Here is a 24,950-nt window from a genome sequence, read left to right on the forward strand (position 1 = left end):
TGTTGCTATTGCGCAATGCCACAAGCCTATAGAAGGTTGAATGTTGATGATGCAATACCCGCGCGCCCGGTTGGTTTGTAACCTTTTTATCACGCAGTTACTCTAATAAAAAAGAGCATACGGCAAAGGAGCTTCTGTTATACGGCCCGGTAGCTGCGGGGGTATTAATGAAAGGATTAATGAGGCCGGTCCAATGTCTTTTCAACCCAACCGGTGCTGAATGGTGCCTGGTGCCGGCAGTATGGTCCTGTTTGAAGGACCCGGTGAATTTTAAAGGGTGTAAACAACATTTAAATCATATAGAATGAAAGCAACAACAGTGCTAAAATGGCGGGGTGTGGCCCTGATGGGTACACTTTTCTTTGCCATCAACAGCTTTGGACAAAGCACGCCGAAGCTGACCGATCCGGAGATAGCATCCGTAGCGGTAACCGCCAACCAGATCGATGTGGACTATGCGGGTATTGCGCAACGGAAGTCTGCGGATGCAGCGATCCTCAATTTTGCAAAGACCATGAAGACCGACCACCTGGGTGTTATAGACATGGCCACCAAACTGGTAAAAAAATTAAAGGTTACTCCCAAAACCAATTCCGTAACGAAATCCCTGCTGGAAGGGGCAAAGAAAACAAAGGCAACATTAAACGGTAAATCAGGAAAGGCCTTTAATACCGCGTATATGGATAATGAAGTTGCGTATCACCAAGCGGTGATCGATGCTGTTGAAAAGGTATTGATTCCGCAGGCCCAAAACGCAGAGCTGAAAGCATTGCTTGTACAGGTACTGCCGGCATTAAAAGCGCACCTGGAGCATGCAAAGATGGTTCAGAAAGCATTAAAATAAGATCCGATGCGTATAAAGATTTTGCCGGTAGCTTTTGCGCTTGCAATGGCTACCGGGTGTACTTCCGGTACAGATAAGACAGCAGGCCATAAGCCGGATCCTGTTTCAGAAGCGGCTGGTACCCCTGCCGGGAATGTAACAGAACAGGCGCGCGTGGTTGTTATTGAACAAATGAAATTTGTACCCGATACCATTACGGTTAAAAAAGGAGATACGATCCTGTTTGTGAATAAAGATATAGTGCCGCATGATGTTACGGGCGTTGATCAGCACTGGGCATCCGGAACGCTTGCGCCCGGAAGCAGCTGGCGCTTTGTACCCCGGCAGGATGGCGATTATTTTTGCAGCATTCACGTGGTTATGAAAGGACGCATTACCGTACACTAAACCGCCGGAAGGCGGCGGAGGCTTAAACAGTTGCGGGGCGCACAGATCAGTAGATCCGTGCGCCCCGCTTCATGCAGTCCGGGCCTGGATGGTTATCCGGCCATATTGTTGCCCCGCATGGCCGGGCTTTGCTGACCGGTTTTTTTATGCCGGGAATGAAAATGATGTCCTTTCCATTGCTTCCGGTTTTGCTGCGGCTTTTGAGCCGGGGCCGGCGCTTTTGGTGCAGGCACAGCGGGTTGCGGATGGGCTGTCTCAAAGGGATGGCCCTTTACTACCGGTATGGTCTTATTGATCAGTTTTTGAATGTCTTTTAAATAAGGCTGCTCTTCTGCATCGCAGAACGAAATGGCAATGCCGCTGGCGCCTGCCCGCCCGGTGCGGCCAATACGGTGTACATAGGTTTCCGGTATATTGGGCAGTTCATAATTGATCACACAGCCCATGCCATCAATGTCAATACCCCGCGCGGCAATATCGGTAGCTACCAGCACGCTTATTTTTCCGGTCTTAAAATTGCTGAGGGCGGTTTGCCGCGCCCCCTGGGATTTATTGCCATGGATGGCTGCTGCGCTGATGCCGGCCCTGTTCAGACCTTTGGCGATCTTATCAGCACCATACTTGGTCCGGGCAAAAACCAGGGTAGATTCCCCGGCAAAGTCTTTCAGCACATGCAACAGCAGGGAGGGCTTGCTGGGTTTGTCTGTATGGTATACGGATTGCTCGATCTTCTCCACCGTTGTTGCCGGTGGGGTGATCTCAATTTTTACCGGTTGCTTCAGCAGCGAGTCGGAAAGCTTTTGTACCTCCGGCGGCATGGTAGCGGAAAAAAAGATGGTCTGGCGTTGCTGTGGCAACCGGGCAAGGATCTTTTTTACATCATGGATAAAACCCATATCCAGCATCCGGTCTGCTTCATCAAGGACCAGGTATTGAATTTCTTTTACCAGGGAGTAGCCCTGGCTGATGAGGTCCAGCAGGCGGCCGGGAGTAGCGATCAGAACATCCACCGGCTGTTGCAATGCCCTCACCTGGTTGTGTTGCGATACACCGCCAAAGATGACCACCTGTTTCAGCGGCAGGTACTTACCATAGGCGGCAAAGCTTTCTGATACCTGTAGGGCCAGCTCCCGGGTGGGCACCAGCACCAGTACTTTCGGGTGATGGGAGGGGGCCTGTTTCTGGCCGTATAACAACTGCAATAACGGCAGGGCAAAGGATGCGGTTTTTCCGGTACCGGTTTGCGCACAGGCCAGCAGGTCTCTTTTTTGTAAGATCACCGGTATGGATTTTTCCTGTACCGGCGTAGGAGTTGTATAACCCTCATTGCTTAATGCTTTAAGAATGGGGTCTATAAGTTGTAGATTATTAAATGACAATTATTTAAAATTTAAGATGAATCAATCAGGCAGCGTCAGCAACAAAAGTTGCCCGTACGATACCGGCTTTACGTTAAGCCGCCACTATAATTTGAATGGAGGAATGTGAAACAAATCCAGTGCTGGAATAACATAGAAGGCCGCAAAGATAGGCAGATTTTCCGGGTTTAGCGCTTTTATCCTGTTTTAACCTGGCTGTAAAAGGGCAACGGGCTGAATTTTCCGGTTTGAATGATAAACGATAAATTGCTCATAAATGATCGTTCAATGATACGGCAATGTTTAATAATGATTGCGTTCTTCCTGTTGTTGGGTGCGCCGGTTCATGCGCAGGGAAAGCCTGTAAAGCGCATCGGAAAGCGGCCCAATATCCTTTTTATATTAACGGATGATCAGCGTCGGGGTGGTACCTTCCTGGCGCCGGACCTGTTAAAGACCCCGGTACTGGACAGCCTGGCGCACAGCGGTGTTCAGTTTCTGAACTCCTATATTATGGGGGGCACCAGTGGGGCGGTGTGTGCGCCCAGCAGGGGAAGTATGCTCACCGGCCACAGCGTTTTTGAAATGGGGGGCAGCTATGGACAGCAGATCCCGGACTCATTGATCCTCCTACCCCAATACCTGAAGAACAATGGCTATTACACCTGGATGACAGGTAAATGGCACAATGAATATGCCTCCTTTGTAAGGAGCTTTGATGGTGGTGCTTCGCTCTTCTTTAACGGTATGGGCCCGCAGTATGATTTCAGGGTGCATGATTTCAGGGAAGACGGGATCTACAGCCCACAGAACAGCCGGTTGGTAAAGGGGATACATGCTACGGACCTGTTTGCGGACGAGGCCATCCGCTTCCTGGAACAATACCAGGATGAACGCCCTTTTTTTGCCTATGTTGCATTTAAAACACCGCATGATCCCCGCACGGTAGCACCGGCCTATCAGCAGCTGTACCGGGATGCCCGGCTGCCACCGAATTTTTTAAAAGAACACCCTTTTGATAACGGCGACCTGAGGATCCGGGATGAACAGCTGGCGGCCCTCCCCCGCAACCCCGCCGAGATACAACAGCATATTGCCGATTATTATGCAATGATCACGCATATTGATCAGCGTATCGGCGATATCCTGAACACCCTGAAAGAACGGGGACTTCAAAGCAATACCCTGATCATTTTTGCAGCAGATAACGGGTTGGCCGTAGGGCAGCATGGGTTAATGGGTAAACAGAACCTGTATGAGCACAGCGTGGGCGTGCCGCTCCTGTTTTCCGGCCCGGGCATAAAGCCGGGGCAAACGAGCAGGGCGCTTACATATCTTACCGATATTTTTCCCACGCTTTGTGCGTACCTGCATCTTCCCGTTCCGGGGGCGCAGCAGATGCTGGGGCAGAGCCTGTTGCCTGCACTTCAGGGGATAGCCTATAAAGGGCGTGAATCGGAATACTACATTTATGCAAACTACCAGCGCGGACTGCGCATGGGGTCCTATAAACTGATCGAATACCTGGTAAAAGGTCAGCGGCATACCCAGCTGTTTAACCTGGATGCCGACCCCTGGGAGCGGTGGAACCTGGCCGGTGAAAAACGTATGCAAAAACAGTTGCAGGTGATGCGTGCAGCGATGAAACGATGGCATGGGAAGGCAAAGGATCCGATGCCGGTATTTTATGAATAGTGTTTTAATACAGGAAGTATAACAGCCGCCGCCGTCCGGGATGTTCCGTCATAAAAGGTACAGCTCCGGGTCCGGCGGGGAAATTTGCGTTTGCGTATCAAATTTGTGTTAACTTAGGGTATACGCAAAAACAGCCTGGGAAATTTTACGTTATGAGAGCGATAATGCCTGCCTTTTTTTTATTACTGTGCCAGAGTGTACACGCCCAGGAGTTTATATTGAATGGCACTATAACCGACCGTGACACAGGAACCGTCATTTTAAATCATACGGCCATGAATGGAGAATGGGTACAGGATACTTCAGAAGTGCGTGGAGGAAAATTTACCTTTAAAGGGACGGTGAAAGGAATGGATCTCGCTTTTTTACAAAACGATCCGCAGTATAGTATCAAAGATGAAACCCTTAATGCCTTTTTTGTTCTGGAGCCAGGTCTCCAATCTGTTGTTTACCGATATGGCAATCTGAAGGAAGCTCAATATTCAGGAAGCGAAACATACAGGGAAAAAGCGGCCTGGGATAGTATTAAAAAAGATGAACTGGATCGCCTCGCACTATTGGATCGTAAACGAGATTCGCTCTTAAGCGAGATGCGCTCCGGATCGATGAATGCTGATCCGCAGCCGCAACTGGTCCTGATAGACCAGCAGGCAGCCCCATTAAAGGAAAAAATTAAACAAATGGATTACCGGTTTATTACCGGCAACCCCAGCTCTAAATTGAGTCTATACCTGTTGTATGCAAAATATGTGAACTGGATGTCTGCTGATTCTTTAATGATTTTATACGGCCGGTTTCCTCAGACGTTGCAAAAGAGTGCGTTGGGAGTCTATCTTTTTAACTATGCGCAAAAGAAGTTAAAGGGTGCGTTGAAAACGGATATTGCTGTTGCGGCTTTTGATAATATCCGGACAGGACAGCGCGCTCCTGATTTTAGCATTATATATTCAAAAGACAGTGTGCAAACCCTCAGAACTTTCAGGGGAAAGGTACTTTTGATCGAACAGTGGAATCTTGCCTGTATCCCCTGCCTGCGCTATAACCCCCATCTTGAAAAATTACGCGGCCAATATGCCGGTAAGGGGCTGGTGGTGCTGAGTGTTATTGATAAGACGGATGGTCTTCATTCGAAATTACTGGCATATATATCCAATGCCTCCCTTGGCAAATGGCTGCATGTTTATAGTGACATTGCAGGCGATGCTCCGATACCAGGAGGTACATTTAAAGGGTATCAGGTGAATGCTATTCCGGCGACGGTGTTGGTAGACCGCAGCGGGGTCGTGCGTTATAAAAGTACCAGCTTTGACCCGACGCAGCTTGCGAAGCTTAAACAGGAAGTGAAGCGAGTGGTAGACGGGCAATAACAAAACAGGATTTCCTTAACGAAAGAATCCGGTATCTTTAAAGGATCATTACCATTTGCGCAAGATGAACAACGATCGTACAACGTACCGCCCCCGGTACCTGCTTCCGGTGGCAGGGGCGCTGCTCTTTGTGCTGCTGTATGTTATTGCCGCGCTTCTTTACCCGGGCGGGTCACAGGCCGATAAAAATGCAGCAGGATTTAGCTGGCTGCATAATTACTGGTGTAACCTGTTAAACGATGCGGGCATTAACGGAGAGCCCAATGCCGGCAAATGGTGGGCCCGGATGGGTATGGTTGTGTTAGGGGGTACGTTCTGTGTTTTCTGGTGGTTGTTTTTCCGGTATGCCGGCTTTGCACGCCCGGTCCGGTATCTTATGACTGCCTGCGGGGCAATGGCGATGTTGCTGTCATTGTTCCTGTCCACGGCGGCACATGATATACTGGTAATGATATCCGGCTTGCTGGGCGTTGTGGCAATGGCGGCCACTTTTACAGGGCTGTACCGTCTAAAATGGAGCCGGTTGTTCTGGCTGGGGATGCTTAACCTGTTTCTGGTATTGATCAATAACCTGTTCTATTATACACCATCCCTCATCCGGATGCTTCCCCTGGTTCAGAAGATCACGTTTTTATTGTTCCTGGTCTGGGTTTGTTGGATCTGCCGGCGTATGCGGGATTGCCGCTGAGGCGCTGCCACTGAAGCACTAAAGGTTTAGCTTTTGCATGAGGCCCGGTGCGTCACTCAGGCATGAAGGGTTCTTGCTAAAAGCAGCATCAAAAATCTGTGCTTCTGTGCTTCAGTGGCATCATCCGGATTTTTCCCGATCGCGAAACATCTTTTCCCGATTTTGAAAACAACTGCCTGCAGGATGTTGCACCTTTGTAGCATTGTTAGTGGATAAAGTACTGCAACCTGTGGCACTGGTCCGGGGCATTCAAACACCTCCGGTAACCTTCTCATTACAAGCAATCAAGTAGCCGCACGGATTTTTATCGGTGCGGTTTTTTTGTGAGTGATTAAGGCATCAGGGTTTAGTTGCCACTGAAGCGCAGAAACATGGAAGGCTTTGGACTTTTGGATTGAAGCGAATGAGGTGCCCAATGGGATAAAGAACTCAGTACTTCAGCGGCATCATCCGGATTTTTTCCCGATCTCGAAATTTCTTTTCCCGAATGTGGAAAAGCTTCTGTGGTTCTTGGCAGAGCTTTGCTGCCTCATTAGTATGAATGCAATTAAAACTTTGATGAAGTATGGACTGGGTCTTTGTTTGCCGGTTTGTGTTTGCGCACAAACACAAACAATAATCACAGACAGCACTGCACAAGCGATGGATGAGGTAATGGTAACCACGGGTCAGTATCGCGCACAGTCTGTAAAGCAATCTGTTTACCAGGTGCGGGTGATCACAGCAGAACAGATCCGGAGGATGGCGCCTGCCCGTTTGCAGGATATTTTTAATATGCAATTAAATATCCGTTTTTCGCAGGACCTGTCTACAGGCGGTGCAAATATCCTGAGCGCTGCATGACGCGGAACGAGATCCCGTTTCGTCGCCCTGAGCGGAATGCACTAAAGCCAGAGAGGCTCTCAAAAATTTGGAGGAATCGAAATGTTCATTCCGCATTGGGGTAGAGCTGCCTGCATTGCTCCAGGACGATCTGCGCCTCCCGCATCTTTTTGTTTTCCTTAAAATAGCGAATGATAAAATCGAATTTTTGCAGCGATGGTATAAAGTGGTGGTGGTTTCTTTCCGAAAAAGCCGTATAAGTATCGGTAATTACAGAAGACCGGTTTGTTACTTCTTTAAAGTCGATCGCATAGCCATCAAAAATAAATTTAAGGGCATCATAAAGCGCCGGAAGCGGTATGGTTCCGTGATCTTCCTGCTCATAAAACTGGTGTCTGAAAAGAAGGGCTGAATCCTGACCCGCCGCCAGGATCTCTTGCAGCTTTTGGGATGCATGGTCGCCTGCGTTAAAGCCGTTTGTCTTTTCTTTATTATTGGCTACAGCCATGTATACAACGGCAGGTCTTGCTTTTCCTGAAGGAATAATGCAGGCGGCTTCACGGGCAATATACCCGTTGTCCCACCAGATACTCGGATCTATGAGGATGTAGGCGTTGAACAGGTTGGTATGATGCAACAGGATATTGGAAGCGGCCAGCCCTCCGAAAGAATGCCCGCTCAGGATGGTGTATCCGTCTGTACGGTAGTGCGCATTTATATAGCTGAACAGTTCTTCTTTTATAAACTGTACCAATCGTTCGTTGCCCCCGCTGTTTTCAAATAACCGTTTGGTGCTGTCATCCGGCGATTTTATAAAAGACCGGGTAGGCGTAAGATCCCGGGTACGGTCTTTGTTCCTGATACCTACCAGGATCACTTCCGGCATGCGGGCATATACGCCCTTGCTTAAGAACTGGGTAACGGCTTTATAAAAACCCATACTGGTTTCCCCGTCAAAAAAATACAGCACGGGGTACCGCTCATGTACGTACCGGGCATTATCATAATTGGGCGGCAGCGAAATACAGACCTCCCGTTCCCCGCCCGGTATTTTTGAATGCAATGTTGTGGTATTGAAAAGACGGTTCAGGTCCTGAGCTCCGGCAATACCTGTAAAAAGCGAAAGAAGAAGGAATAACTTTATTTTCATAACCTTTTTTTATGCAGGTACAAGGACTTCCATTTTTTTTACCGGTTGTGGTTTCTTTTTCTTTTTGCCCCTGTGCCACCAGATGAGGAAACCGGTAATGGGGAGGGAAGTACAAATAAGCCCGCAGATAAATGTGAACAGTTTGCCCACCGGGCCCATCCAGGTGCCCATATGCAACTGCCATACGGTATTTTCCACGTACTCGCCCTTCAGGCTTTTGGGCGGCAGTACAAGATCATTGCCTGTATATTTGTTAATAAAGGCAAGCCGGGCATTTTCTGCACTTTTTAAGCCAAGTTTGCTGGCGGTGGTCACCATATAAAAACCGGCGGAGTCCAGGTTGTACAACCAGATTTGTCCTGCTTTTTGTTGCGGGTGCCTGGAAAATTCCCGTTCAAAGACCGTATTGATGGCAATGGCAGACCGGGCAGTATCGTTCTTCGGCATTGCCTTTTGCCATTTTGTTTCAACGTCGCCTCCAAAGATCTTTGCGGTAGTGGCTGCTAAAGGGTGAAAGGCGATGATAAGACCGGTAACGGTCAGGATCAGTGCCAGGATGGAAGAGTAAAAACCCAGTACATTGTGCAGATCGTAGTTTACCCGTTTAAAGCGCGCCTTCCATTTGATCTTAAAGCTGGCATCGCGGGTGTGCCTGTTCCACTTGCGGGGCCACCAGAGGATGATCCCCGAAATAAGTTCGATGAGGAAGATGATGGTTGCAATATCCACGATCCATTCACCCGTGCCATGCCACAAAAAAGAAGCATGCAGGTGCGCCATGATATAAAAGAAATTAGCGGTGCGGTCATATTTCAACACCTTGCCGGTATAAGGATCTGCATATGCAAAACCCAGTCCCTTGCCTTTGGCAAAGGTTCTGAAGCGCACCGTTCTTTCGGGATCCTTATACACGGTCACTTCGGAAAGTTTAGCCTGCGGGTAGGCCTTATTCACATTGGCGATCAGGGTTTCCATCGGCAGGCGTTCGGGTTGCACCTGCTCCGTGTAACGGGCCTTACCGGCAGACCATTCAATGATCTCGTCGCCATATACGATCAGCGTACCGGTGAGCGCAACGAATATCAATATGATGCCGGAAAAAATTCCGAGCCAGAGATGCAGCCAGGCGTTAACGCGGCTGAATACCGTTTTTTTAGATTTTTTTCCTTTATTCATGCCTGATTATTTCAAAAGCAAAACACAACCCGGTAAAGGGTTGTGCGTTTGATCATTTACAAAATATTAGAACCGGAAAGTAGCATTGAATGCCAGCATTCTTGTGGCTCCGGGCAACAGCCAGGAGCTATATGTATAATATTTTTTGTTGGCAATATTATCGATCTTGGCGGTGAGCCGGAATTTGGGCGCATCATAGAATACGCTTGCTCCAAAAACGGTAAAACCGTCTAAAGTGATCGTATTCACATTATTGGTGAACGAGCTGCTTTGTCCGTTACCACCTGCACCAAAACCGAAACCTTTCAGCGAGCCGGAGGTGAAGCCATAGTTGGCCCAGATATTACCGGCATGATGTGGCGTGCCTTCTACCCTGTTACCGTTCAGCACAACAGGCGCCTTGTTAATGATAGCAGTGAATTCGGTATAACGGATGTTGTTATAGCCATAACCCATGGCAATATTCAGACCCGGAACAGGGTTGGCCAGGATGTCCACATCGATACCGCGGCTTCGTTGTTTATTGTCCTGTATATAATAGGTGGTGTTGGGAACTGCCAGCGGCATGTTTTTAACTTTGATGTCGTAGTAGCTGACGGTACCTGTAAGGCGATGATGGAAGGCATCAAACTTCACACCGGCTTCCCACTGGTTGGCGTAGGTAGGTTTGAGCAGGTTGCCTGACGAGTCTAAATTGCTGTTGTTGCGATAGCCATTATTGTAGTTACTGTAAACGGAAAGGATGTTCTTTACGATCTCATATGAAAGGCCGAGTTTGGGAGAATAAGAAGTTTGCATGTAATCATTGTTTACATCTACAAACCGGTTAATACGCAGGCTCGCCATCAGCAGCAACTGGTCTGTTATATTCAGCACTTCAGACGCATAAGCTCCATAGCTATTGGCGATGCTTCGGGTGGCGTTATAGGCGATATTGGCGCCAATGCTGTCGACCCTGGCTTTTTTAATCAATTTCTGTGTTTCTGTAGCGGTAGCATAAATTTTGTCGTAGATAACCGTACCCCGGGCCTGGCCTACATTTGTGCGGAAATAATCCAGCCCTGCCAGCAGCCGGTTGCGTAGTGAGCCGATCTTAAAGTCGCCGATAAAATTTTGCTGGAACTGTTGGGTATACAGCTGGCTGAAAGGTATTTCCAGGATGTTGCGCGTGATGACGGCCGTATCCGTAGCGGTTTTTTTATTGGCTACCAGGTTAATGTAATGTGTTACGTTATTGTTCCGGGCTACTGAAAAATTGGTTTGTGAAAGCCATTGCTCAGAGAGTTTGTATTCGGCTTTTCCGGTAGCTGACCAGGTTTGCTGGGAGCTGTTGAAATCGGGGTTGATGTAGGAATTAGACGGATCGATGCCCAGGTCTTTGACATTGCCGGCATAGGTGCTGGTTTCTGTGGTGCCCCCGGGAGGCGCGCCAAATCCAAAGAGTACGATGGGGCGGATGCTTTTATAGTAATAACCGTCGAAATGTAAGGTGAGCCTGTCCGTGGCCTTTACCAGCAGGGATGGTGCAAAGCCCACATTGTTCTGCGCAAGCTGCTGAAACGTATTCCTGTTGTCGTAAAAACCGTTGAAGCGCAGCAATGCTGTTTTATCCTCGTTCAGGGGTGTGTTATAATCCAATGTGGCTCTTGCCAGTTCGTAGCTACCCGTAGTGAAGGAAATTTCACCGCGCTTTACCTCCAGAGGCTGTTTGGTAATAAGGTTGTATACGCCACCATAGGAAGCCGCTTCGTTTCCGCCAAACAAAGTGCCGGAGGGGCCTTTGATGGCTTCAATGCGTTCTACATTGAACATGTCTGTAAGGGCTACATATCCTGTAGATACACTGTTCCTGTACATAACGGAGCCGCTGGAGAAACCACGGGACATGAAGGTAAGGGATGAGCCACCGCTACCACCTACGATGGACAGGTTGCTTGCACCGGGGATGTTGACCAGTGCCTGTTCTGTGGTGGTGACGAGCTGGTTCTGGAGTACTTCTTTTGGAATAACCGCATAATTCTGTGGGTTTTCCGTATAGGTAAGGGGCATCCGCGCCACCTGTGTACTGTTCTTGTTAATGTGCCGGTAAGAAGAGGATACGATCACCCGGTCTAATGTACTGGCGTTTTCATTCAACCGGATGGTGCCGGCCGATGCCTTTGCTGCATACAGCTCCACAGGAACGGGTTCGGCCGTTACCCCCAGTGATTTAATGGAAATGGTATATTGGCCGTAAGGAACGTTCCTGAATTCAAAATGACCATTATCATCAGACATAACTTGTCTTGAGGAGGGGGTCAGTACGACAATAACGTTCTCTTCCGGGTGCCGGTCAGCGCTTAATATCCGGCCTTCAATGACACCTGTTTGTTTTGCCTGGGCAGAAACGTTGGATTGTATTGCCAGAAGCAGCCAGACGAACGACAGTGAAACAAAAAATTGTGCAGTTTTTGATCTTGACATGGGTGATATATTGGGTTAAAAAGTAATTATTAACGGGTTGCAAAAATAGAAGCGGGTATCACCGCCAGCTTACGAGATCAGGAATATTTAGACCGCGATCCGGAATATTTGATAAGCTTGCTTTTTGATGATACTGGCTTATATTTATAATGTAAAAAGTTCGAAGAACGAAAGAATGAAAACACGTATTTCACAAAACGACTAAAACATAAGAATATGGCAGAAGCAAAACATCAACAAACCGCACTCGGCGATGTGGCTGCGCGACAGCTCGCCATTGCCACCCGTACCGTTCCGCAGATGGTTACCATCTCGCCCCGCTGGTTAACACAACTGATGAGCTGGGTGCCGGTAGAATCGGGTGTATACCGCTTAAACAAGGTAAAGAATGCCACACAGATCGAAGTGGATTGCTCGGCCCGCGATGAGCGGGTACTGCCGCAAACCTTTGTGGACTATATCGAAAATCCGCGGGAATACAACCTGGCGGCTGTACAAACCATTGTGGATGTACATACCCGCGTATCGGATCTGTACAGCAAGCCGTACAACCAGATATCGGAGCAATTGCGGCTGGCCATAGAAACCATTAAAGAGCGGCAGGAAAGCGAACTGATCAATAATGCCGGTTATGGTCTGCTGCACAGTGTAGTAGACGGGCAGCGGATAAAGACCCGCACGGGAGCACCCACGCCGGATGACCTGGATGAGCTGATCGCAAAAGTGTGGAAAGAGCCGGGCTTCTTTTTGTTGCACCCAAGAGCGATCGCAGCCTTTGGCCGTGAGTGTACCCGCAGGGGTGTACCTCCTCCAACGGTCTCGCTTTTTGGCTCGCAGTTTTTAACCTGGAGGGGTATTCCGCTGATCCCTTCCGATAAGCTGCCGATCGTAAACGGTAAAACCAGGATCATTCTCATGCGCACCGGCGAAAGCCGCCAGGGCGTGGTGGGCCTGTTCCAGCCGGGTTTGCAGGGAGAGCAGACCCCCGGATTGTCCGTACGGTTCATGGGCATTAACGACCGTGCCATTGCATCCTACCTGGTTTCATTATATTGTTCGCTGGCGGTGCTGGTAGATGATGCCATTGCCGTACTGGACGATGTGGAAATAGACAAATACCATGAGTATAAATATTGATGAGCAAACAGGACTGCCGGACCTGGCACAGCTGCAGCAGCTGGCCAATACCTTTTTCAGGGCATTGCCGGGTGATGCGCAACATACAGCATCGCTGCATCCGGAAGATCACCCCAATGCCACAGCCATGGCCGGAAAAATAATGGGCAACGGAAACCTGCCGGATCTGAGTACAACCAATCATGATCTGGTGACCGGGCAGTCGGGAACGGCACCGCAACAAACGCCCCCGGTACCGCAACATCCTTTCAGCGGTTTGCAAACACCCCCTTCGGCTACCGGGCTGGGTGCTTCCTCCTCGGTTATAAGTTATGTGCCACTGGCTGATCTGCCCAAAACAGAAGAAGACAGATCTGGCGGCCCTCAGCATACCAGTGCCAACGGCGGACGGATACCGGCATCGGTTGCAGGCAGTGGCGCATCACCATCGCACCTGGAGCAGGGGCAACATTTCAACATCAACGATCCCGAAACCGGTTTCCCGGATGCCAACCTCAACAGGGCCTCCCAACCGGCGCAACCAGGATCCGTGCTGCCGCTTGAAAAGGAACAGCCCTACTGGGCCGATATGGATACCCTGTTAAAGAACATCATTACACCATCATTTACCCCGCAGTTGCCGGGTTTTGACAGGGCCACTCCTTCGTATTATTTTGGAACAGCGCCGCAGGTAAACAGCACATCGGTCAAACAGCAGGCGGGACTGTCTTCCTTTGATGCGCACCTGTTTAAGAAAGACTTTCCCATTCTCAACGAAACCGTGAACGGGAAACCATTGGTGTGGTTCGACAATGCTGCTACCACCCAAAAGCCAAAAGCCGTAATGGACCGGATCACCTGGTTCTATGAGCATGAAAACTCCAATATCCACCGTGCCGCACATGAACTGGCCGCACGGGCTACGGATGCCTACGAGGCCGCAAGGGAAAAAGTACGGGCATTTTTAGGTGCACGATCGGCCAGTGAGATCATTTTTGTGCGCGGTGCTACAGAAGCCATCAACCTGGTAGCCCAAAGCTGGGGCGAACAGTACCTGCAAAGCGGGGATGAAATTGTGGTGAGTCACCTGGAGCACCACGCCAACATCGTACCCTGGAAACGGCTGGCGGATAAAAAAGGGCTGAAGCTGCGGGTGATCCCGGTAGATGATGACGGACAGGTCCTGTTGGACGAATATGCGAAACTGCTCAATGCGCATACCAAATTGGTGGCCTTTACCCAGGTATCCAACGCATTGGGTACCATAACGCCGGCACAGCAAATGGTAGCCATGGCACATGCAGCGGGCGCAAGAGTGCTGGTAGACGGGGCACAATCCGTATCGCACATGACGGTAAATATGCAGACGCTCGATGCTGATTGGTTTGTGTTCTCCGGCCACAAAGTGTTTGGTCCAACCGGTATTGGAGTGGTTTATGGCAAAGAAGGCCTGCTGAACGCCACCCAACCCTGGCAGGGCGGGGGTAACATGATACAGGACGTAACCTTTGAGGAGATCCGGTACCATAATGCACCCGGCCGTTTTGAAGCCGGTACCGGTAACATTGCGGATGCCGTGGGGCTGGGAGCCGCCCTCGACTATATCAGCCGGATCGGCATGGAAAATATCGGGCAATATGAGCATTTTCTGCTGGAATACGCTACAGGGCTGATTAAACAGATACCCGGTGTGCGCCGGATCGGCACCGCAGCGCATAAGGCCAGTGTATTGTCTTTTACAATGGATGGATACAGCAATGATGAGGTAGGCAGGGCATTAAACGATGAGGGCATTGCAGTAAGAACGGGACACCACTGTGCACAGCCTATCCTGCGACGGATGGGGGTAGAAACCACGGTGCGACCATCCCTGGCTTTTTATAACACCTGCGAGGACGTAGACCGGTTTATTGCCGTTTTGTGGAAACTGGTGTAAGCCATTAATAATGGTATAGCAGGGGTTGGTTCCAGCCTGCCAGGTTAAAGGAAATGGTGTTACTGCCCGGCATCCTTAAGGAACGGATGTTAGCGCCTGCCTTTTTAGAAAATACGGCAGCGCACAATTCCTTATTGCTCAGGCTTAATTTTATGTAGCGTTGTACAGGGTTGGATTCTGCAATCCTGCCTGCATCAACAACAGCAGTTTCCCAGCTGATTCCGCTGCAGCCGCTGGCGCTAAAACTGATAAAGAGCGAGTCACCCTCAATGGTTGCGTTTGAAATGGTGTAATTATTGGTAGTAACGGCTTGGTATTTTTTCTCACTTACGATCAGCCCCTCCTTATTATACCCGTCATCGGAAACCGGGCTTTTCCTGTCGCAGGATATAAGACATGCAATTGCCAATAAAAGGATGACCGGTTTCATGGAGATTGTTTTATACATAAACGCGTTTTTATCCCGGTTCGCAACAGCGGGTTCAAACGTTTATCTGAATTTTAAAGGGCTTGTTTTAATCAAACCAAAAACCGAACTTAGTAAAAACGTTAATATCTGAAAATTTCCGATCTGAAAAAAATAATAATAGCGATCCTTTTATTACTGTATGGAACTGCCAACGCCCAGGAATTTGTACTAAACGGTACAGTAACTGATCGCGATACAGGAACCGTCATTTTGGGGCATACGGATAGTAATGGCCAATGGGTGACCGACACCGCCACCATACAGGACGGCCGGTTTACATTTTCAGGCACTGTAAAGGGTCTGGATCTGGCGCTTATAAACAACGATCCTAAATATCCTATCTATGATGAGACCCTGAATATTTTCTTTGTATTGGAACCGGGGGAGCAATCTATGATTTATAATTACGGCGACCTGAAACATGCGCACTATCTGGGCAGTAAAGTGTATGATGAGAAAGCTGCATGGGATCGTATGAAGCAGGATGTTTCAGGTCAGCTTGATGTGCTTGACCGTAAGCATGATTCGTTGGTGAAGGCGATCGGATCAGGTTCCGGGAATGCTGATGAACTGAGGCGGCAACTCATCCTGAATGATCAGCAGAGAGCACCTGTAAGGGGGAAAATAAAACAGATGGACCTGCGCTATATTTCCGGGAACAATACCTCAGGACTTAGCTTGTATCTTTTGTACTATCAATACAAAACCAAAATATCTCCGGATTCGGTACTGAGGTTTTACAACAGGTTCCCGGAAACACTGCAAAAAAGCGCGCTGGGCGTGTTATGCTTTAATTATATCCAAAGGTTAAAAAAACAGTCGTCTGTCGTGTCGCCTGCAACTCCATTTGATAAAATTCAGTTGGATAGACCGGCCCCGGATTTCAAAATCCTGTATACGAAGGATAGTATTTTAACATTGAATACATTCAAAGGGAAAGTGGTGCTGATAGAACAATGGGGTATTACCTGCATCCCCTGTCTTACCTATAATCCGCATCTTGAAAACCTGCGTAAAAAATATGCAGGCAGGGGATTTGAAATTATAAGCGTTATAGATAAATGGGACACATTCCACCAGAAGCTGCTTGCTTATATTTCGAAAGCAAGGCTCGAAAAATGGGTGCACGTATACAATACCCCGCAGGGATCTGCGGATCAGTGCATTCCAGGCGGCGATTTTGAAGGATATGCCTGTGATACTATTCCGGCAACGATCTTAATCGATCAGGATGGGGTTGTGCGGTATAAAAGCACTGGATATCAGGAAAGAACGCAGTCACTTGAAGATGCGATCCGGATTGCGTTACGGCAAAAATAAATACTTAAAACAACCCGCAAAAAATATCCGGCGAAACTACATGCACCGGGGCGCCATTTTAAACTTACCGGCTTTAGACTTTCCGTCTTCCAACTCTGCCATATTTCGTACCTTTGCACTCATTTTTTACCTACTATGAGTGTGAAATACAGAGAATATTCGGGTTTGAACCTGCCCTCCATAGAGCAGGAGATATTAGCGAAATGGAATGAGCAGCAGGCATTTGAGAAAAGTGTATCCCTCCGGGATGGTGCTGAATCATTCGTTTTTTACGAAGGTCCGCCCAGTGCCAACGGTATGCCCGGTATTCACCACGTTATTTCCCGTACGCTCAAAGACCTGGTTTGCCGGTATAAGACCATGCAGGGCTTCCAGGTAAAACGCAAAGGCGGTTGGGATACCCATGGTTTGCCGGTAGAGCTGGGCGTTGAAAAAGAGCTGGGCATTACCAAGGAAGATATCGGAAAGAAGATCTCCGTGGAGGAATACAACCAGAAATGCCGGGAAGCCGTATTGCGGTTTAAGGATAAATGGGATGACCTTACCCGCAAAATGGGTTATTGGGTAGACCTGAACGACCCCTATATCACCTTTAAGAACGAATACATCGAAACGCTTTGGTACCTGCTGAAGCAGCTGTACAACAGAGGGTTACTGTACAAAAGCGTGAGCATACAGCCTTACTCCCCGGCAGCGGGCACAGGTTTAAGCTCGCACGAACTAAACCAGCCAGGCACGTATAAGGATGTAAAAGATACCAGTGCTACTGTGTTGTTCAAAGCCCTGCATAATGAAAAGAGTATCTTTCTTTTTGAGGCCCTTTCAAAGGCAGTTGCTTCTGCGCCCACCGGGATTGAGCCTGCCGAGACTGAGCCTGCCGAAGTCTTCCTCATGGCCTGGACCACCACACCCTGGACCCTGCCCTCCAACCTGGGGCTGACCGTAGGTGGTAATATCGACTATGCGCTGGTACAGACCTTCAATCCTTATACGCATCTTCCTGTAAATGTAGTGATCGCCAAAGCATTGATATCTAAATATTTTAAAGCCGAGGGGGAAAACGGTGATCTTGAAAATTACACCGCTGAAACCAAGCTGCTGCCCTGGAAGACCCTTGCGGAATTCAAAGGCAGTCAGCTGGATGGCCTGGAATATGAGCAATTATTGCCCTTTGAGTCCAATTCCCTTGAAAAGATACAGGAGATCACCCCGGGCGCCACTCCATTTAAGGTAATGGTGGGCGATTTTGTGACCACCGAGGACGGAACGGGTATCGTTCATACGGCGCCGGCCTTTGGTGCAGATGACTATAAAGTAGGGAAGAAAAACAATATCGGTATCCTCACGCTGGTAGACCGTGAGGGAAAATTTATTGAAGGCACCGGTGAATTCAGCGGGCGCTATGTAAAGGATTATAAAGATGAGAAGGACTATGTGGATGTGAACGTAGACATCAGCGTAAAACTGAAAAAGGAGAACCGCGCCTTCAAAGTGGAAAAATACGAGCACAATTACCCCCATTGCTGGCGCACGGATAAACCCGTCCTGTACTATCCGCTGGATGCCTGGTTCATCAAGACCACGGCACTGCGCGACCGGATGGTGGAGCTGAACAAAACGATCCACTGGAAACCCAAATCCACCGGGGAAGGCCGCTTTGGCAACTGGCTGGAGAATATGGTAGACTGGAACCTGAGCCGCAGCCGTTTCTGGGGAACGCCGCTGCCCATCTGGTCAACAGAGGATGGCGCGGACATGAAATGCATCGGTTCTGTAGAGGAATTGAATACCGAGATCAAAAAAGCAAGCGAAGTACTGGGCGGTGATGTCAATAAACATTACCTGCATGATGGCATTCTTGACCTGCACAAGCCCTATGTGGATGAAGTAGTGCTGGTAAGCGATTCCGGCAAGCCTATGCACCGGGAGCCGGACCTGATCGATGTTTGGTTCGACAGTGGCGCCATGCCCTATGCCCAGTGGGGGCTGAATTATGAAAAATTAAAGGCAGGTGATCCGCATCCGTTCAACCAGCCCTTTGATACCAACTTCCCCGCCAGCTTTATCTGCGAGGGGGTTGACCAGACCCGCGGCTGGTTCTATACCCTGCATGCAATAGCCGCCTTACTGTTTGACAGTGTGGCCTTTAAGACTGTGGTGAGCAACGGGCTGGTGCTGGATAAGAACGGCAACAAAATGAGCAAACGCCTGGGCAATGTGGTAGATCCCTTTGCCACCATTGAAACCTTTGGAGCAGATGCAACACGCTGGTACTTAATTACCAACGCATCCCCCTGGGATAACCTGAAGTTTGATATCGACGGCATCAAAGAAGTGCAGCGCAAATTCTTTGGTACTTTATATAATACCTACCAGTTCTTTGCGCTTTATGCCAATGTGGACGGCTTTACTTATAGTGAAGCAAAGATCCCGGTAGCGGAGCGTCCCGAGATCGATCGCTGGATCATCTCTTCCTTAAATACACTGGTGAAGGATGTAACCCGGGCAATGGATGATTATGAGCCCACACAGGCCGGCCGCCTGATCGAAGATTTTGTGGATGAACATTTAAGTAACTGGTATGTAAGGCTTTGTCGCCGCCGTTTTTGGAAAGGAGAATATGAAGCAGATAAAATCGCCGCTTACCAGACCCTGTTTGAATGTCTGGAAACCGTGGTACGCCTGATGGCCCCTGTTGCGCCCTTCTTCAGCGATGCGGTGTTCCGCAACCTGAATGAGGTAGCAAGCCGCTATAACCTGCAATCGGTGCACCATGTATTGTTCCCGGAAGCTGATGAAACCCTTATCGATCAGCAGCTGGAGGAACGGATGCAGCTGGCACAGGATATTTCCTCGCTCATCCTCTCCCTGCGCAAGAAAGTGAACATTAAAGTGCGTCAACCGTTACATAAGGTATTGATCCCTGTTTTAAACCCGGCAATGAAAGCACAGCTGGAAAAAGTGGAGGAACTCATTAAATCCGAGGTGAACATCAAGGAAGTAGAATACCTGGTTGATACCGAAGGATTTATAAAAAAGAAGATCAAGCCGAACTTTGTGGCGCTGGGTAAAAAGCTGGGTGCAAAAATGAAAGCTGTTTCCGGTGCCCTGGCGGCCTTTACCCAGGAGAACATCAGTGAACTGGAAAGGAATGGTGCTGTGGAGCTGGATATCGATGGCGAAAAAGTATCCATCCTGCTTAACGAAGTGGATATCAGCAGCGAAGATATTCCCGGCTGGACGGTGGCCAACAAGGGAGCCCTGACCGTGGCGCTGGATATTACAATAACCGAAGACCTGAAACAGGAGGGAGATGCCCGTGAATTTGTGAACAGGGTACAGAAAATACGGAAGGACAGTGATTTCGATGTAACTGACCGGATCACTGTGCAAATTGACACAAATCCTACATTAAAAAATTCGTTAACCACGTATAAAGACTATATTTGCGCAGAAATTTTGGCAGATGCGCTGGAATTTAGTCCAATTTCAGCCGGCGGAACCGAAATTGAAGTGAACGAACATAAGTTATATACGATTGTAACAAAAAAAGGGTAACAACAATGGCTACAAAGAAGAAAACCGCAGCAAAACCTGCCCGTGCTACCGGCAGCAAAGCTGTTTCTGCAAAAGCGCCTGTAAAGGCGGCTGGCGGAAAGGTGGCAAAAGCCCCGGCAAAATCCGCGAGTGCAGCAAGTGGGAAAGCCAGCAAACCTAAAACGCCGGCAAAAGCAGCCTCAAAACCAGCGGTCAGCAGCAAGGCAACACCAAAAACAGCCGCTGTGCGCAGCGGAGCTTCCGCACGCCCGGCAGCAGGTAAAGCAGCAAAAACGCCTGCAAAGCCGGTAAACACGGCCAACGGAAAAACCGCAAAGGCGGCGGTAACGAAAACGGCAAAAACGGCGCCCAAACCGGTTAGCAAAGCGGCCCCGGCGCATGAAAAGAAAGCTGCGGTAAAGAAACCTGCAGTTAAAGAATTGGTACCTGTAATAGAAAAAAGCGTGGCAAAAAAAGAAACAAAAGAAGATAAAAAAGCAGCAAAAGCTCCTAAAAAAGTAGTGGTCCCAAAATTGTCTACAAAGAGCTCTGTAAAATATCAGCCTGATTTCACAAAGAGCGTGCTGGATACGCCAGCCATAGAAAAAGCAACTTCTGTGGTACGGTATTCAGACAACGACCTTACTGAATTCAAAGAGATCATCTTAAGGAAGCTGGATGCAGCAAAAAAAGAACTGGCATACCTGCAGGGGCTGATCACCCGCAGAGATGAAGGCGGCGATATGGATGAAGGGCGCTACATGACCATGGAGGATGGAAGTGTAAGTATGGAGCGTGAACAGCTGAGCCAGCTGGCCAGCCGCCAGATCACCTTTATCGATCACCTGGAAAAAGCGCTGATGCGTGTTGAGAACAAGACGTATGGCATTTGCCGGGTAACCGGTCACCTGATCGACAAAGCCCGCCTGCGTGCCGTGCCGCATGCTACATTAAGCATTGAGGCAAAATCGATGATGAACCGTTAATCTTATCAGATCAAAATAGATTAAAAGGCGAACCTGTACAATGGGTTCGCTTTTTATATTTAACATGAACCATAAGGAGGCCGCACTTTTTAAGCCGGTCCGCAAAAGTTATGCACGCATCGGCAAACCTCCTCCCGGTTTTCTGTTTAAAACTTATCTTTAGCCCCGTGCCTCAAATTATACACAATGACAATACATTTCGGCTATAATAAAAAGCAGGTGATCCAGGCATTACGCTATCATTTTATTTCGAAAAAAGAGATCAGGATCATGATCATCCTGGTAAATGTATTTGCGATGCTTTCCCTGGTATTGTATGGACTGCATAAGATCACGCCTGTAGCGTTCCTGATCAACTCTTTTTTATGGCTCCTGCTGATGATCAGTTTTTGGTTCATCCTGCCCGGAGCTGTGTACCGGCGTGCGGAAACGTTCAAACATGATTTTACCATGTACTTCAGCGATGTGGACTTTACCCTGGAACACACAAAGGGGAAAAGAAGCTGGCCCTACACCGCCCTGCACTCGTTTAAGGAAAGTCCCCATTTCTTCCATCTGTATTTTGATGAACGATCGTTTTTGCTGGTGCCTAAATCAGCCTTTGCCAACGGTGATGAAGTATCCGGATTCCGGAACCTGCTGATGAATAAGACACGGAAGTAACGCCTCAGATATATTTTTTCATTACAATGTGGGGAATGCTGAGGTTCGTAAATTCGTTGCTGGATTCCTGGTAGCCCATTTTCTCATAGAAGCCGGCTGCATTTTTCCGGGCATGCATCGATATCTCCCGGTATCCCATATCCCGGGCGATGTTTTCGGCAAACTGCATCAGCGCCCGGCCGATCCCCTTGCCCTGGAGATCGAAAATCACAGCCATCTGCCGTAATAGGACCACCTGGCCAGGCTGCTTTACCAGCATACAGCATCCCAGCATCTTTTCATCTTCAAAAGCTCCGATCAGGATATGGTTTTTATCAGCATTAAGATCCTCTTCCGTCAACAGCAACCCTAATGGTTTTCGCAGGATCTCGTTGCGGAGATCAACCATCTGCCCGTACTCTTTTGAACCATGATCTATAATTTTTAATGCCATAAAACGGTTTAAGATTTGATAAAGATCATAGGTGGCTAAAGCTGGAATTTATATCGTAAATTAAGGATTTTTAGGTGTTCCGGAGCATTTTTAGTTTTTTTTTTCTTTCCGATGCAATTTTGGTCAAAAACTCTATTTTTGCACCAATAACTAAATTAATAAGATATGTCAGACATTGCATCAAGAGTTAAAAAAATCATCGTTGACAAACTGGGCGTTGACGAAGCAGAAGTAACGAATGAAGCTTCTTTTACAAATGATCTGGGTGCCGATTCATTGGATACCGTAGAACTGATCATGGAATTTGAAAAAGAATTCAATATTTCTATTCCAGATGAGCAAGCCGAAACAATTACTACTGTTGGTCAGGCTGTATCTTATTTGGAAGAGCACGCCAAGTAGTTTTTTGGCAGCCAACTTGGCTTTGGTAAAGTAAAACAACAAATACACCGCCTTTGACTGTGGTCCTCCATATACAAAGGCGGTTTTATCATAAAAAATAAGGACAACCATTTATGGAATTTAAAAGGATCGTTGTAACCGGAATGGGTGCATTAACACCGTTGGGCAATACGGTTGATGACTATTGGAACGGGTTGTTGAATGGAGTTTCAGGTGCAGCACCGATCACCTTATTTGATGCCAGTAAATTCAGAACACGATTTGCCTGCGAAGTAAAGAATTTTGATCCTACGCAGTTCCTCGATAAGAAGGAAGCGCGCAAGGTAGACCGCTTTACCCAGTTTGCCCTGGTAGTCAGCGATCAGGCTGTTACGGATGCCGGTCTTACAAAAGAGAATATTAACCCCGACCGGATTGGTGTGGTACTGGGGAGTGGTATTGGAGGGCTCATCACCTTCCAGAATGAAGTAGTGGATTTTGCAAAGGGAGACGGAACGCCGCGCTTTAACCCGTTCTTTATCCCCAAGATGATCCTGGATATTGCTGCCGGGCAGATCAGCATGCGGCATAATTTCCGGGGGCCTAACTATGCCGTGGTAAGTGCCTGTGCCAGCAGCACCAATGCCATGATCGACGCGATGAACCTTATCCGCCTGGGAAAAGCAGATATTATTGTAACCGGGGGCAGTGAGGCGGTGATCAGCGAAGCCGGAGTAGGTGGCTTTAATGCTATGAAGGCCATGAGTGAGCGTAATGATGACCCCGCAACGGCCAGCCGCCCTTATGATAAGGACCGGGATGGCTTTGTAATGGGGGAAGGCGCCGGTATTCTGATCTTTGAAGAGCTGGAGCATGCAAAAAAACGCGGTGCCCGGATCTATTGCGAAGTGATCGGGGGAGGCGCCACTGCCGATGCCCATCATATTACAGCCCCGCACCCTGAAGGACTGGGTGCAAAGAATGTAATGATAGAGGCATTAAAAGATGCCAACATTCAGCCAACAGATGTGGACTATATCAATACACATGGAACATCCACACCGCTGGGGGATATTGCAGAGACCAAGGCCATCCTTGAAGTATTTGGCCCGCATGCCTATGAGCTGAACATCAGCTCCACAAAGAGCATGACCGGTCATTGCCTGGGTGCAGCTGGGGTCATTGAGGCCATTGCATGTATCAAAAGTGTGATACACAATAAAGTGCCTCCGACTATTAACCATTTTACCGATGATCCGGAACTGGATCACCGATTGAATTTTACCTTTAACAAAGCGCAGGAGCGCCCTGTGAATATTGCGCTGAGCAATACCTTCGGGTTCGGTGGCCATAATGCCTGTGTGATCGTAAAAAAATATTCATAGTTATCTGTGAATTTTATAAGAGAGATTTTTAAAGAGAAAAACGATGCGGCTTTAAAAAAGCAGTTACGAAACATATTGGGATTTGCACCCGATAATATTTCCTTATATAAAACCGCCCTTACCCACCGTTCCCTACGGGAAAGCGTTGATGAAAACAATGAACGCCTCGAATACCTGGGAGATGCCGTTTTGAGTGCCCTGGTGGCCGATTACCTTTTTAAGCGTTATCCTTATCAGGGAGAAGGCTTCTTAACCGAAATGCGCAGCAAAATGGTGAACCGGCAGCAACTGAACGAAGTTGCGCTGAAAATGGACCTGAAAAAGGTGGCGCACTTTAATAAGCAGGATCATACACTGAGGGGCAGCCATATTTTTGGAAACACACTGGAAGCGCTGGTAGGCGCTATTTACCTGGACCTGGGTTATAAAAAAACCAGCAAATGGGTCTATAATTACATTATAGCGCCGCACATGTTTATGGATGAACTGGAATCCAGGGAAATTAACCATAAAAACAAGCTGTATGGCTGGGCTAACAAGCAGGGAAAGGTACTGGAATTTGTAACCATTGAAGAAAAACTGGAAAATGGCCGGCGGTTATTTACAATTGGTGCAGTTGTTGATGGTGCAATAATAGCACAGGGCAAAGCCTTCAACAAAAAAGATGCATCCCAGATAGCGGCGAGTCTTGCCGTAACTACGCTTGGGATCAATAACAATGAGGAGGGCACGTAACCCTGGCGCTCATAAGATCCGTACATACAAAAGATCCGG

General features: G+C 48.4%; 21 protein-coding genes. 15 read left to right on the top strand and 6 right to left on the bottom strand.

The window, feature by feature from the left end; all coding sequences use genetic code 11:
• The first annotated feature begins 304 nt into the window (after nt 1–304).
• Entirely contained in the window at nt 305–844 is a 540-nt protein-coding gene (locus BLS44_RS08720; RefSeq protein ID WP_090389692.1) for a DUF4142 domain-containing protein, read from the top strand.
• A gap of 6 nt (nt 845–850) precedes the next feature.
• Entirely contained in the window at nt 851–1,231 is a 381-nt protein-coding gene (locus BLS44_RS08725) for a plastocyanin/azurin family copper-binding protein (RefSeq protein WP_090389693.1), read from the top strand.
• A gap of 92 nt (nt 1,232–1,323) precedes the next feature.
• On the opposite strand, the gene BLS44_RS08730 is transcribed toward BLS44_RS08725, so the two are convergent.
• Nucleotides 1,324–2,610: a DEAD/DEAH box helicase gene (locus BLS44_RS08730; protein WP_090389694.1), complete on the bottom strand. Its 1,287-nt coding sequence runs from the start codon at nt 2,608–2,610 to the stop codon at nt 1,324–1,326.
• A gap of 288 nt (nt 2,611–2,898) precedes the next feature.
• Between BLS44_RS08730 and BLS44_RS08735 the strand changes: the two genes are divergently transcribed.
• From BLS44_RS08735 to BLS44_RS08750, 4 genes are all read left to right on the top strand, one after another.
• Nucleotides 2,899–4,284, top strand: coding sequence for a sulfatase family protein (locus tag BLS44_RS08735; protein WP_176954357.1), 1,386 nt, complete (start codon nt 2,899–2,901; stop codon nt 4,282–4,284).
• A 152-nt stretch (nt 4,285–4,436) separates the two neighbouring features.
• Complete coding sequence (locus tag BLS44_RS08740) at nt 4,437–5,651, top strand: TlpA disulfide reductase family protein (RefSeq protein WP_090389696.1); 1,215 nt, start codon at nt 4,437–4,439, stop codon at nt 5,649–5,651.
• Nucleotides 5,652–5,715: 64 nt separating this feature from the next.
• Nucleotides 5,716–6,339 carry a DUF998 domain-containing protein gene (locus BLS44_RS08745; protein ID WP_090389697.1) on the top strand — a complete coding sequence of 208 codons (624 nt, stop codon included), beginning with the start codon at nt 5,716–5,718 and terminating at the stop codon, nt 6,337–6,339.
• A 558-nt stretch (nt 6,340–6,897) separates the two neighbouring features.
• Nucleotides 6,898–7,182: a hypothetical protein gene (locus BLS44_RS08750; RefSeq protein WP_143019706.1), complete on the top strand. Its 285-nt coding sequence runs from the start codon at nt 6,898–6,900 to the stop codon at nt 7,180–7,182.
• Nucleotides 7,183–7,267: 85 nt separating this feature from the next.
• Here the strand turns inward: BLS44_RS08750 and BLS44_RS08755 are convergent, their stop codons facing one another.
• The 3 genes from BLS44_RS08755 to BLS44_RS08765 all read right to left on the bottom strand — a co-directional run bounded on the left by BLS44_RS08755 (nt 7,268) and on the right by BLS44_RS08765 (nt 11,950).
• The gene (locus tag BLS44_RS08755) at nt 7,268–8,311 is read right to left on the bottom strand and encodes an alpha/beta hydrolase (protein WP_090389699.1); all 1,044 of its coding nucleotides are present in this window, start codon (nt 8,309–8,311) and stop codon (nt 7,268–7,270) included.
• Nucleotides 8,312–8,320: 9 nt separating this feature from the next.
• Nucleotides 8,321–9,487 (bottom strand): PepSY-associated TM helix domain-containing protein, encoded by a 1,167-nt coding sequence (locus BLS44_RS08760; protein ID WP_090389700.1) that lies wholly within the window; start codon nt 9,485–9,487, stop codon nt 8,321–8,323.
• Between the two features lie 66 nt (nt 9,488–9,553).
• Nucleotides 9,554–11,950, bottom strand: a complete 2,397-nt coding sequence (locus tag BLS44_RS08765; protein WP_090389701.1) for a TonB-dependent receptor domain-containing protein — start codon at nt 11,948–11,950, stop codon at nt 9,554–9,556.
• Nucleotides 11,951–12,166: 216 nt separating this feature from the next.
• Between BLS44_RS08765 and BLS44_RS08770 the strand changes: the two genes are divergently transcribed.
• Together BLS44_RS08770 and BLS44_RS08775 are read left to right on the top strand one after the other, a co-directional pair.
• Nucleotides 12,167–13,087, top strand: coding sequence for a family 2A encapsulin nanocompartment shell protein (locus BLS44_RS08770; RefSeq protein WP_090389702.1), 921 nt, complete (start codon nt 12,167–12,169; stop codon nt 13,085–13,087).
• Nucleotides 13,071–15,002: a family 2A encapsulin nanocompartment cargo protein cysteine desulfurase gene (locus BLS44_RS08775; protein ID WP_090389703.1), complete on the top strand. Its 1,932-nt coding sequence runs from the start codon at nt 13,071–13,073 to the stop codon at nt 15,000–15,002. Before BLS44_RS08770 ends, BLS44_RS08775 begins: the two co-directional genes overlap by 17 nt.
• Nucleotides 15,003–15,006: 4 nt before the next feature.
• Here BLS44_RS08775 and BLS44_RS08780 read toward each other — a convergent pair whose 3' ends face one another.
• Nucleotides 15,007–15,450 carry a hypothetical protein gene (locus tag BLS44_RS08780; RefSeq protein ID WP_090389704.1) on the bottom strand — a complete coding sequence of 148 codons (444 nt, stop codon included), beginning with the start codon at nt 15,448–15,450 and terminating at the stop codon, nt 15,007–15,009.
• 156 nt (nt 15,451–15,606) lie between these two features.
• Here BLS44_RS08780 and BLS44_RS08785 point away from each other — a divergent pair, with 156 nt between their 5' ends.
• From BLS44_RS08785 to BLS44_RS08800, 4 genes are all read left to right on the top strand, one after another.
• Entirely contained in the window at nt 15,607–16,791 is a 1,185-nt protein-coding gene (locus BLS44_RS08785) for a TlpA disulfide reductase family protein (RefSeq protein WP_262492847.1), read from the top strand.
• Between the two features lie 135 nt (nt 16,792–16,926).
• A complete protein-coding gene (ileS, locus tag BLS44_RS08790) occupies nt 16,927–20,349 on the top strand; it encodes an isoleucine--tRNA ligase (protein WP_090389706.1) in 3,423 nt (1,140 codons plus the stop codon).
• Nucleotides 20,350–20,354: 5 nt separating this feature from the next.
• Entirely contained in the window at nt 20,355–21,314 is a 960-nt protein-coding gene (locus BLS44_RS26485; RefSeq protein ID WP_176954358.1) for a TraR/DksA family transcriptional regulator, read from the top strand.
• 186 nt (nt 21,315–21,500) lie between these two features.
• The gene (locus tag BLS44_RS08800) at nt 21,501–21,977 is read left to right on the top strand and encodes a YcxB family protein (protein ID WP_090389707.1); all 477 of its coding nucleotides are present in this window, start codon (nt 21,501–21,503) and stop codon (nt 21,975–21,977) included.
• 4 nt (nt 21,978–21,981) lie between these two features.
• On the opposite strand, the gene BLS44_RS08805 is transcribed toward BLS44_RS08800, so the two are convergent.
• Nucleotides 21,982–22,410, bottom strand: coding sequence for a GNAT family N-acetyltransferase (locus BLS44_RS08805; RefSeq protein ID WP_090389708.1), 429 nt, complete (start codon nt 22,408–22,410; stop codon nt 21,982–21,984).
• A gap of 165 nt (nt 22,411–22,575) precedes the next feature.
• On the opposite strand from BLS44_RS08805, the gene BLS44_RS08810 reads away from it, so the two are divergent.
• The 3 genes from BLS44_RS08810 (at nt 22,576) to rnc (ending at nt 24,911) form a co-directional block, all read left to right on the top strand.
• Complete coding sequence (locus BLS44_RS08810; protein WP_008587437.1) at nt 22,576–22,812, top strand: acyl carrier protein; 237 nt, start codon at nt 22,576–22,578, stop codon at nt 22,810–22,812.
• A gap of 113 nt (nt 22,813–22,925) precedes the next feature.
• Nucleotides 22,926–24,176: a beta-ketoacyl-ACP synthase II gene (gene fabF, locus BLS44_RS08815; protein ID WP_090389709.1), complete on the top strand. Its 1,251-nt coding sequence runs from the start codon at nt 22,926–22,928 to the stop codon at nt 24,174–24,176.
• 6 nt (nt 24,177–24,182) lie between these two features.
• Entirely contained in the window at nt 24,183–24,911 is a 729-nt protein-coding gene (rnc, locus tag BLS44_RS08820) for a ribonuclease III (protein WP_090389710.1), read from the top strand.
• Nucleotides 24,912–24,950 lie beyond the last annotated feature (39 nt).

The organism is Niabella drilacis, from assembly GCF_900101395.1.
Taxonomy (GTDB): Bacteria; Bacteroidota; Bacteroidia; order Chitinophagales; family Chitinophagaceae; genus Niabella; species Niabella drilacis.

Coding starts and splice junctions, on each gene's coding strand:
- BLS44_RS08720 (WP_090389692.1), top strand. CDS start 305: ATGAAAGCAACAACAGTGCTAAAATGGCGGGGTGTGGCCCTGATGGGT.
- BLS44_RS08800 (WP_090389707.1), top strand. CDS start 21,501: ATGACAATACATTTCGGCTATAATAAAAAGCAGGTGATCCAGGCATTA.
- fabF (WP_090389709.1), top strand. CDS start 22,926: ATGGAATTTAAAAGGATCGTTGTAACCGGAATGGGTGCATTAACACCG.
- BLS44_RS08725 (WP_090389693.1), top strand. CDS start 851: ATGCGTATAAAGATTTTGCCGGTAGCTTTTGCGCTTGCAATGGCTACC.
- BLS44_RS08740 (WP_090389696.1), top strand. CDS start 4,437: ATGAGAGCGATAATGCCTGCCTTTTTTTTATTACTGTGCCAGAGTGTA.
- BLS44_RS08750 (WP_143019706.1), top strand. CDS start 6,898: ATGAAGTATGGACTGGGTCTTTGTTTGCCGGTTTGTGTTTGCGCACAA.
- BLS44_RS08780 (WP_090389704.1), bottom strand. CDS start 15,450: ATGTATAAAACAATCTCCATGAAACCGGTCATCCTTTTATTGGCAATT.
- BLS44_RS08745 (WP_090389697.1), top strand. CDS start 5,716: ATGAACAACGATCGTACAACGTACCGCCCCCGGTACCTGCTTCCGGTG.
- BLS44_RS08760 (WP_090389700.1), bottom strand. CDS start 9,487: ATGAATAAAGGAAAAAAATCTAAAAAAACGGTATTCAGCCGCGTTAAC.
- BLS44_RS08770 (WP_090389702.1), top strand. CDS start 12,167: ATGGCAGAAGCAAAACATCAACAAACCGCACTCGGCGATGTGGCTGCG.
- BLS44_RS08735 (WP_176954357.1), top strand. CDS start 2,899: ATGATTGCGTTCTTCCTGTTGTTGGGTGCGCCGGTTCATGCGCAGGGA.
- BLS44_RS08765 (WP_090389701.1), bottom strand. CDS start 11,950: ATGTCAAGATCAAAAACTGCACAATTTTTTGTTTCACTGTCGTTCGTC.
- BLS44_RS08805 (WP_090389708.1), bottom strand. CDS start 22,410: ATGGCATTAAAAATTATAGATCATGGTTCAAAAGAGTACGGGCAGATG.
- BLS44_RS08775 (WP_090389703.1), top strand. CDS start 13,071: ATGAGTATAAATATTGATGAGCAAACAGGACTGCCGGACCTGGCACAG.
- BLS44_RS26485 (WP_176954358.1), top strand. CDS start 20,355: ATGGCTACAAAGAAGAAAACCGCAGCAAAACCTGCCCGTGCTACCGGC.
- BLS44_RS08810 (WP_008587437.1), top strand. CDS start 22,576: ATGTCAGACATTGCATCAAGAGTTAAAAAAATCATCGTTGACAAACTG.
- BLS44_RS08755 (WP_090389699.1), bottom strand. CDS start 8,311: ATGAAAATAAAGTTATTCCTTCTTCTTTCGCTTTTTACAGGTATTGCC.
- ileS (WP_090389706.1), top strand. CDS start 16,927: ATGAGTGTGAAATACAGAGAATATTCGGGTTTGAACCTGCCCTCCATA.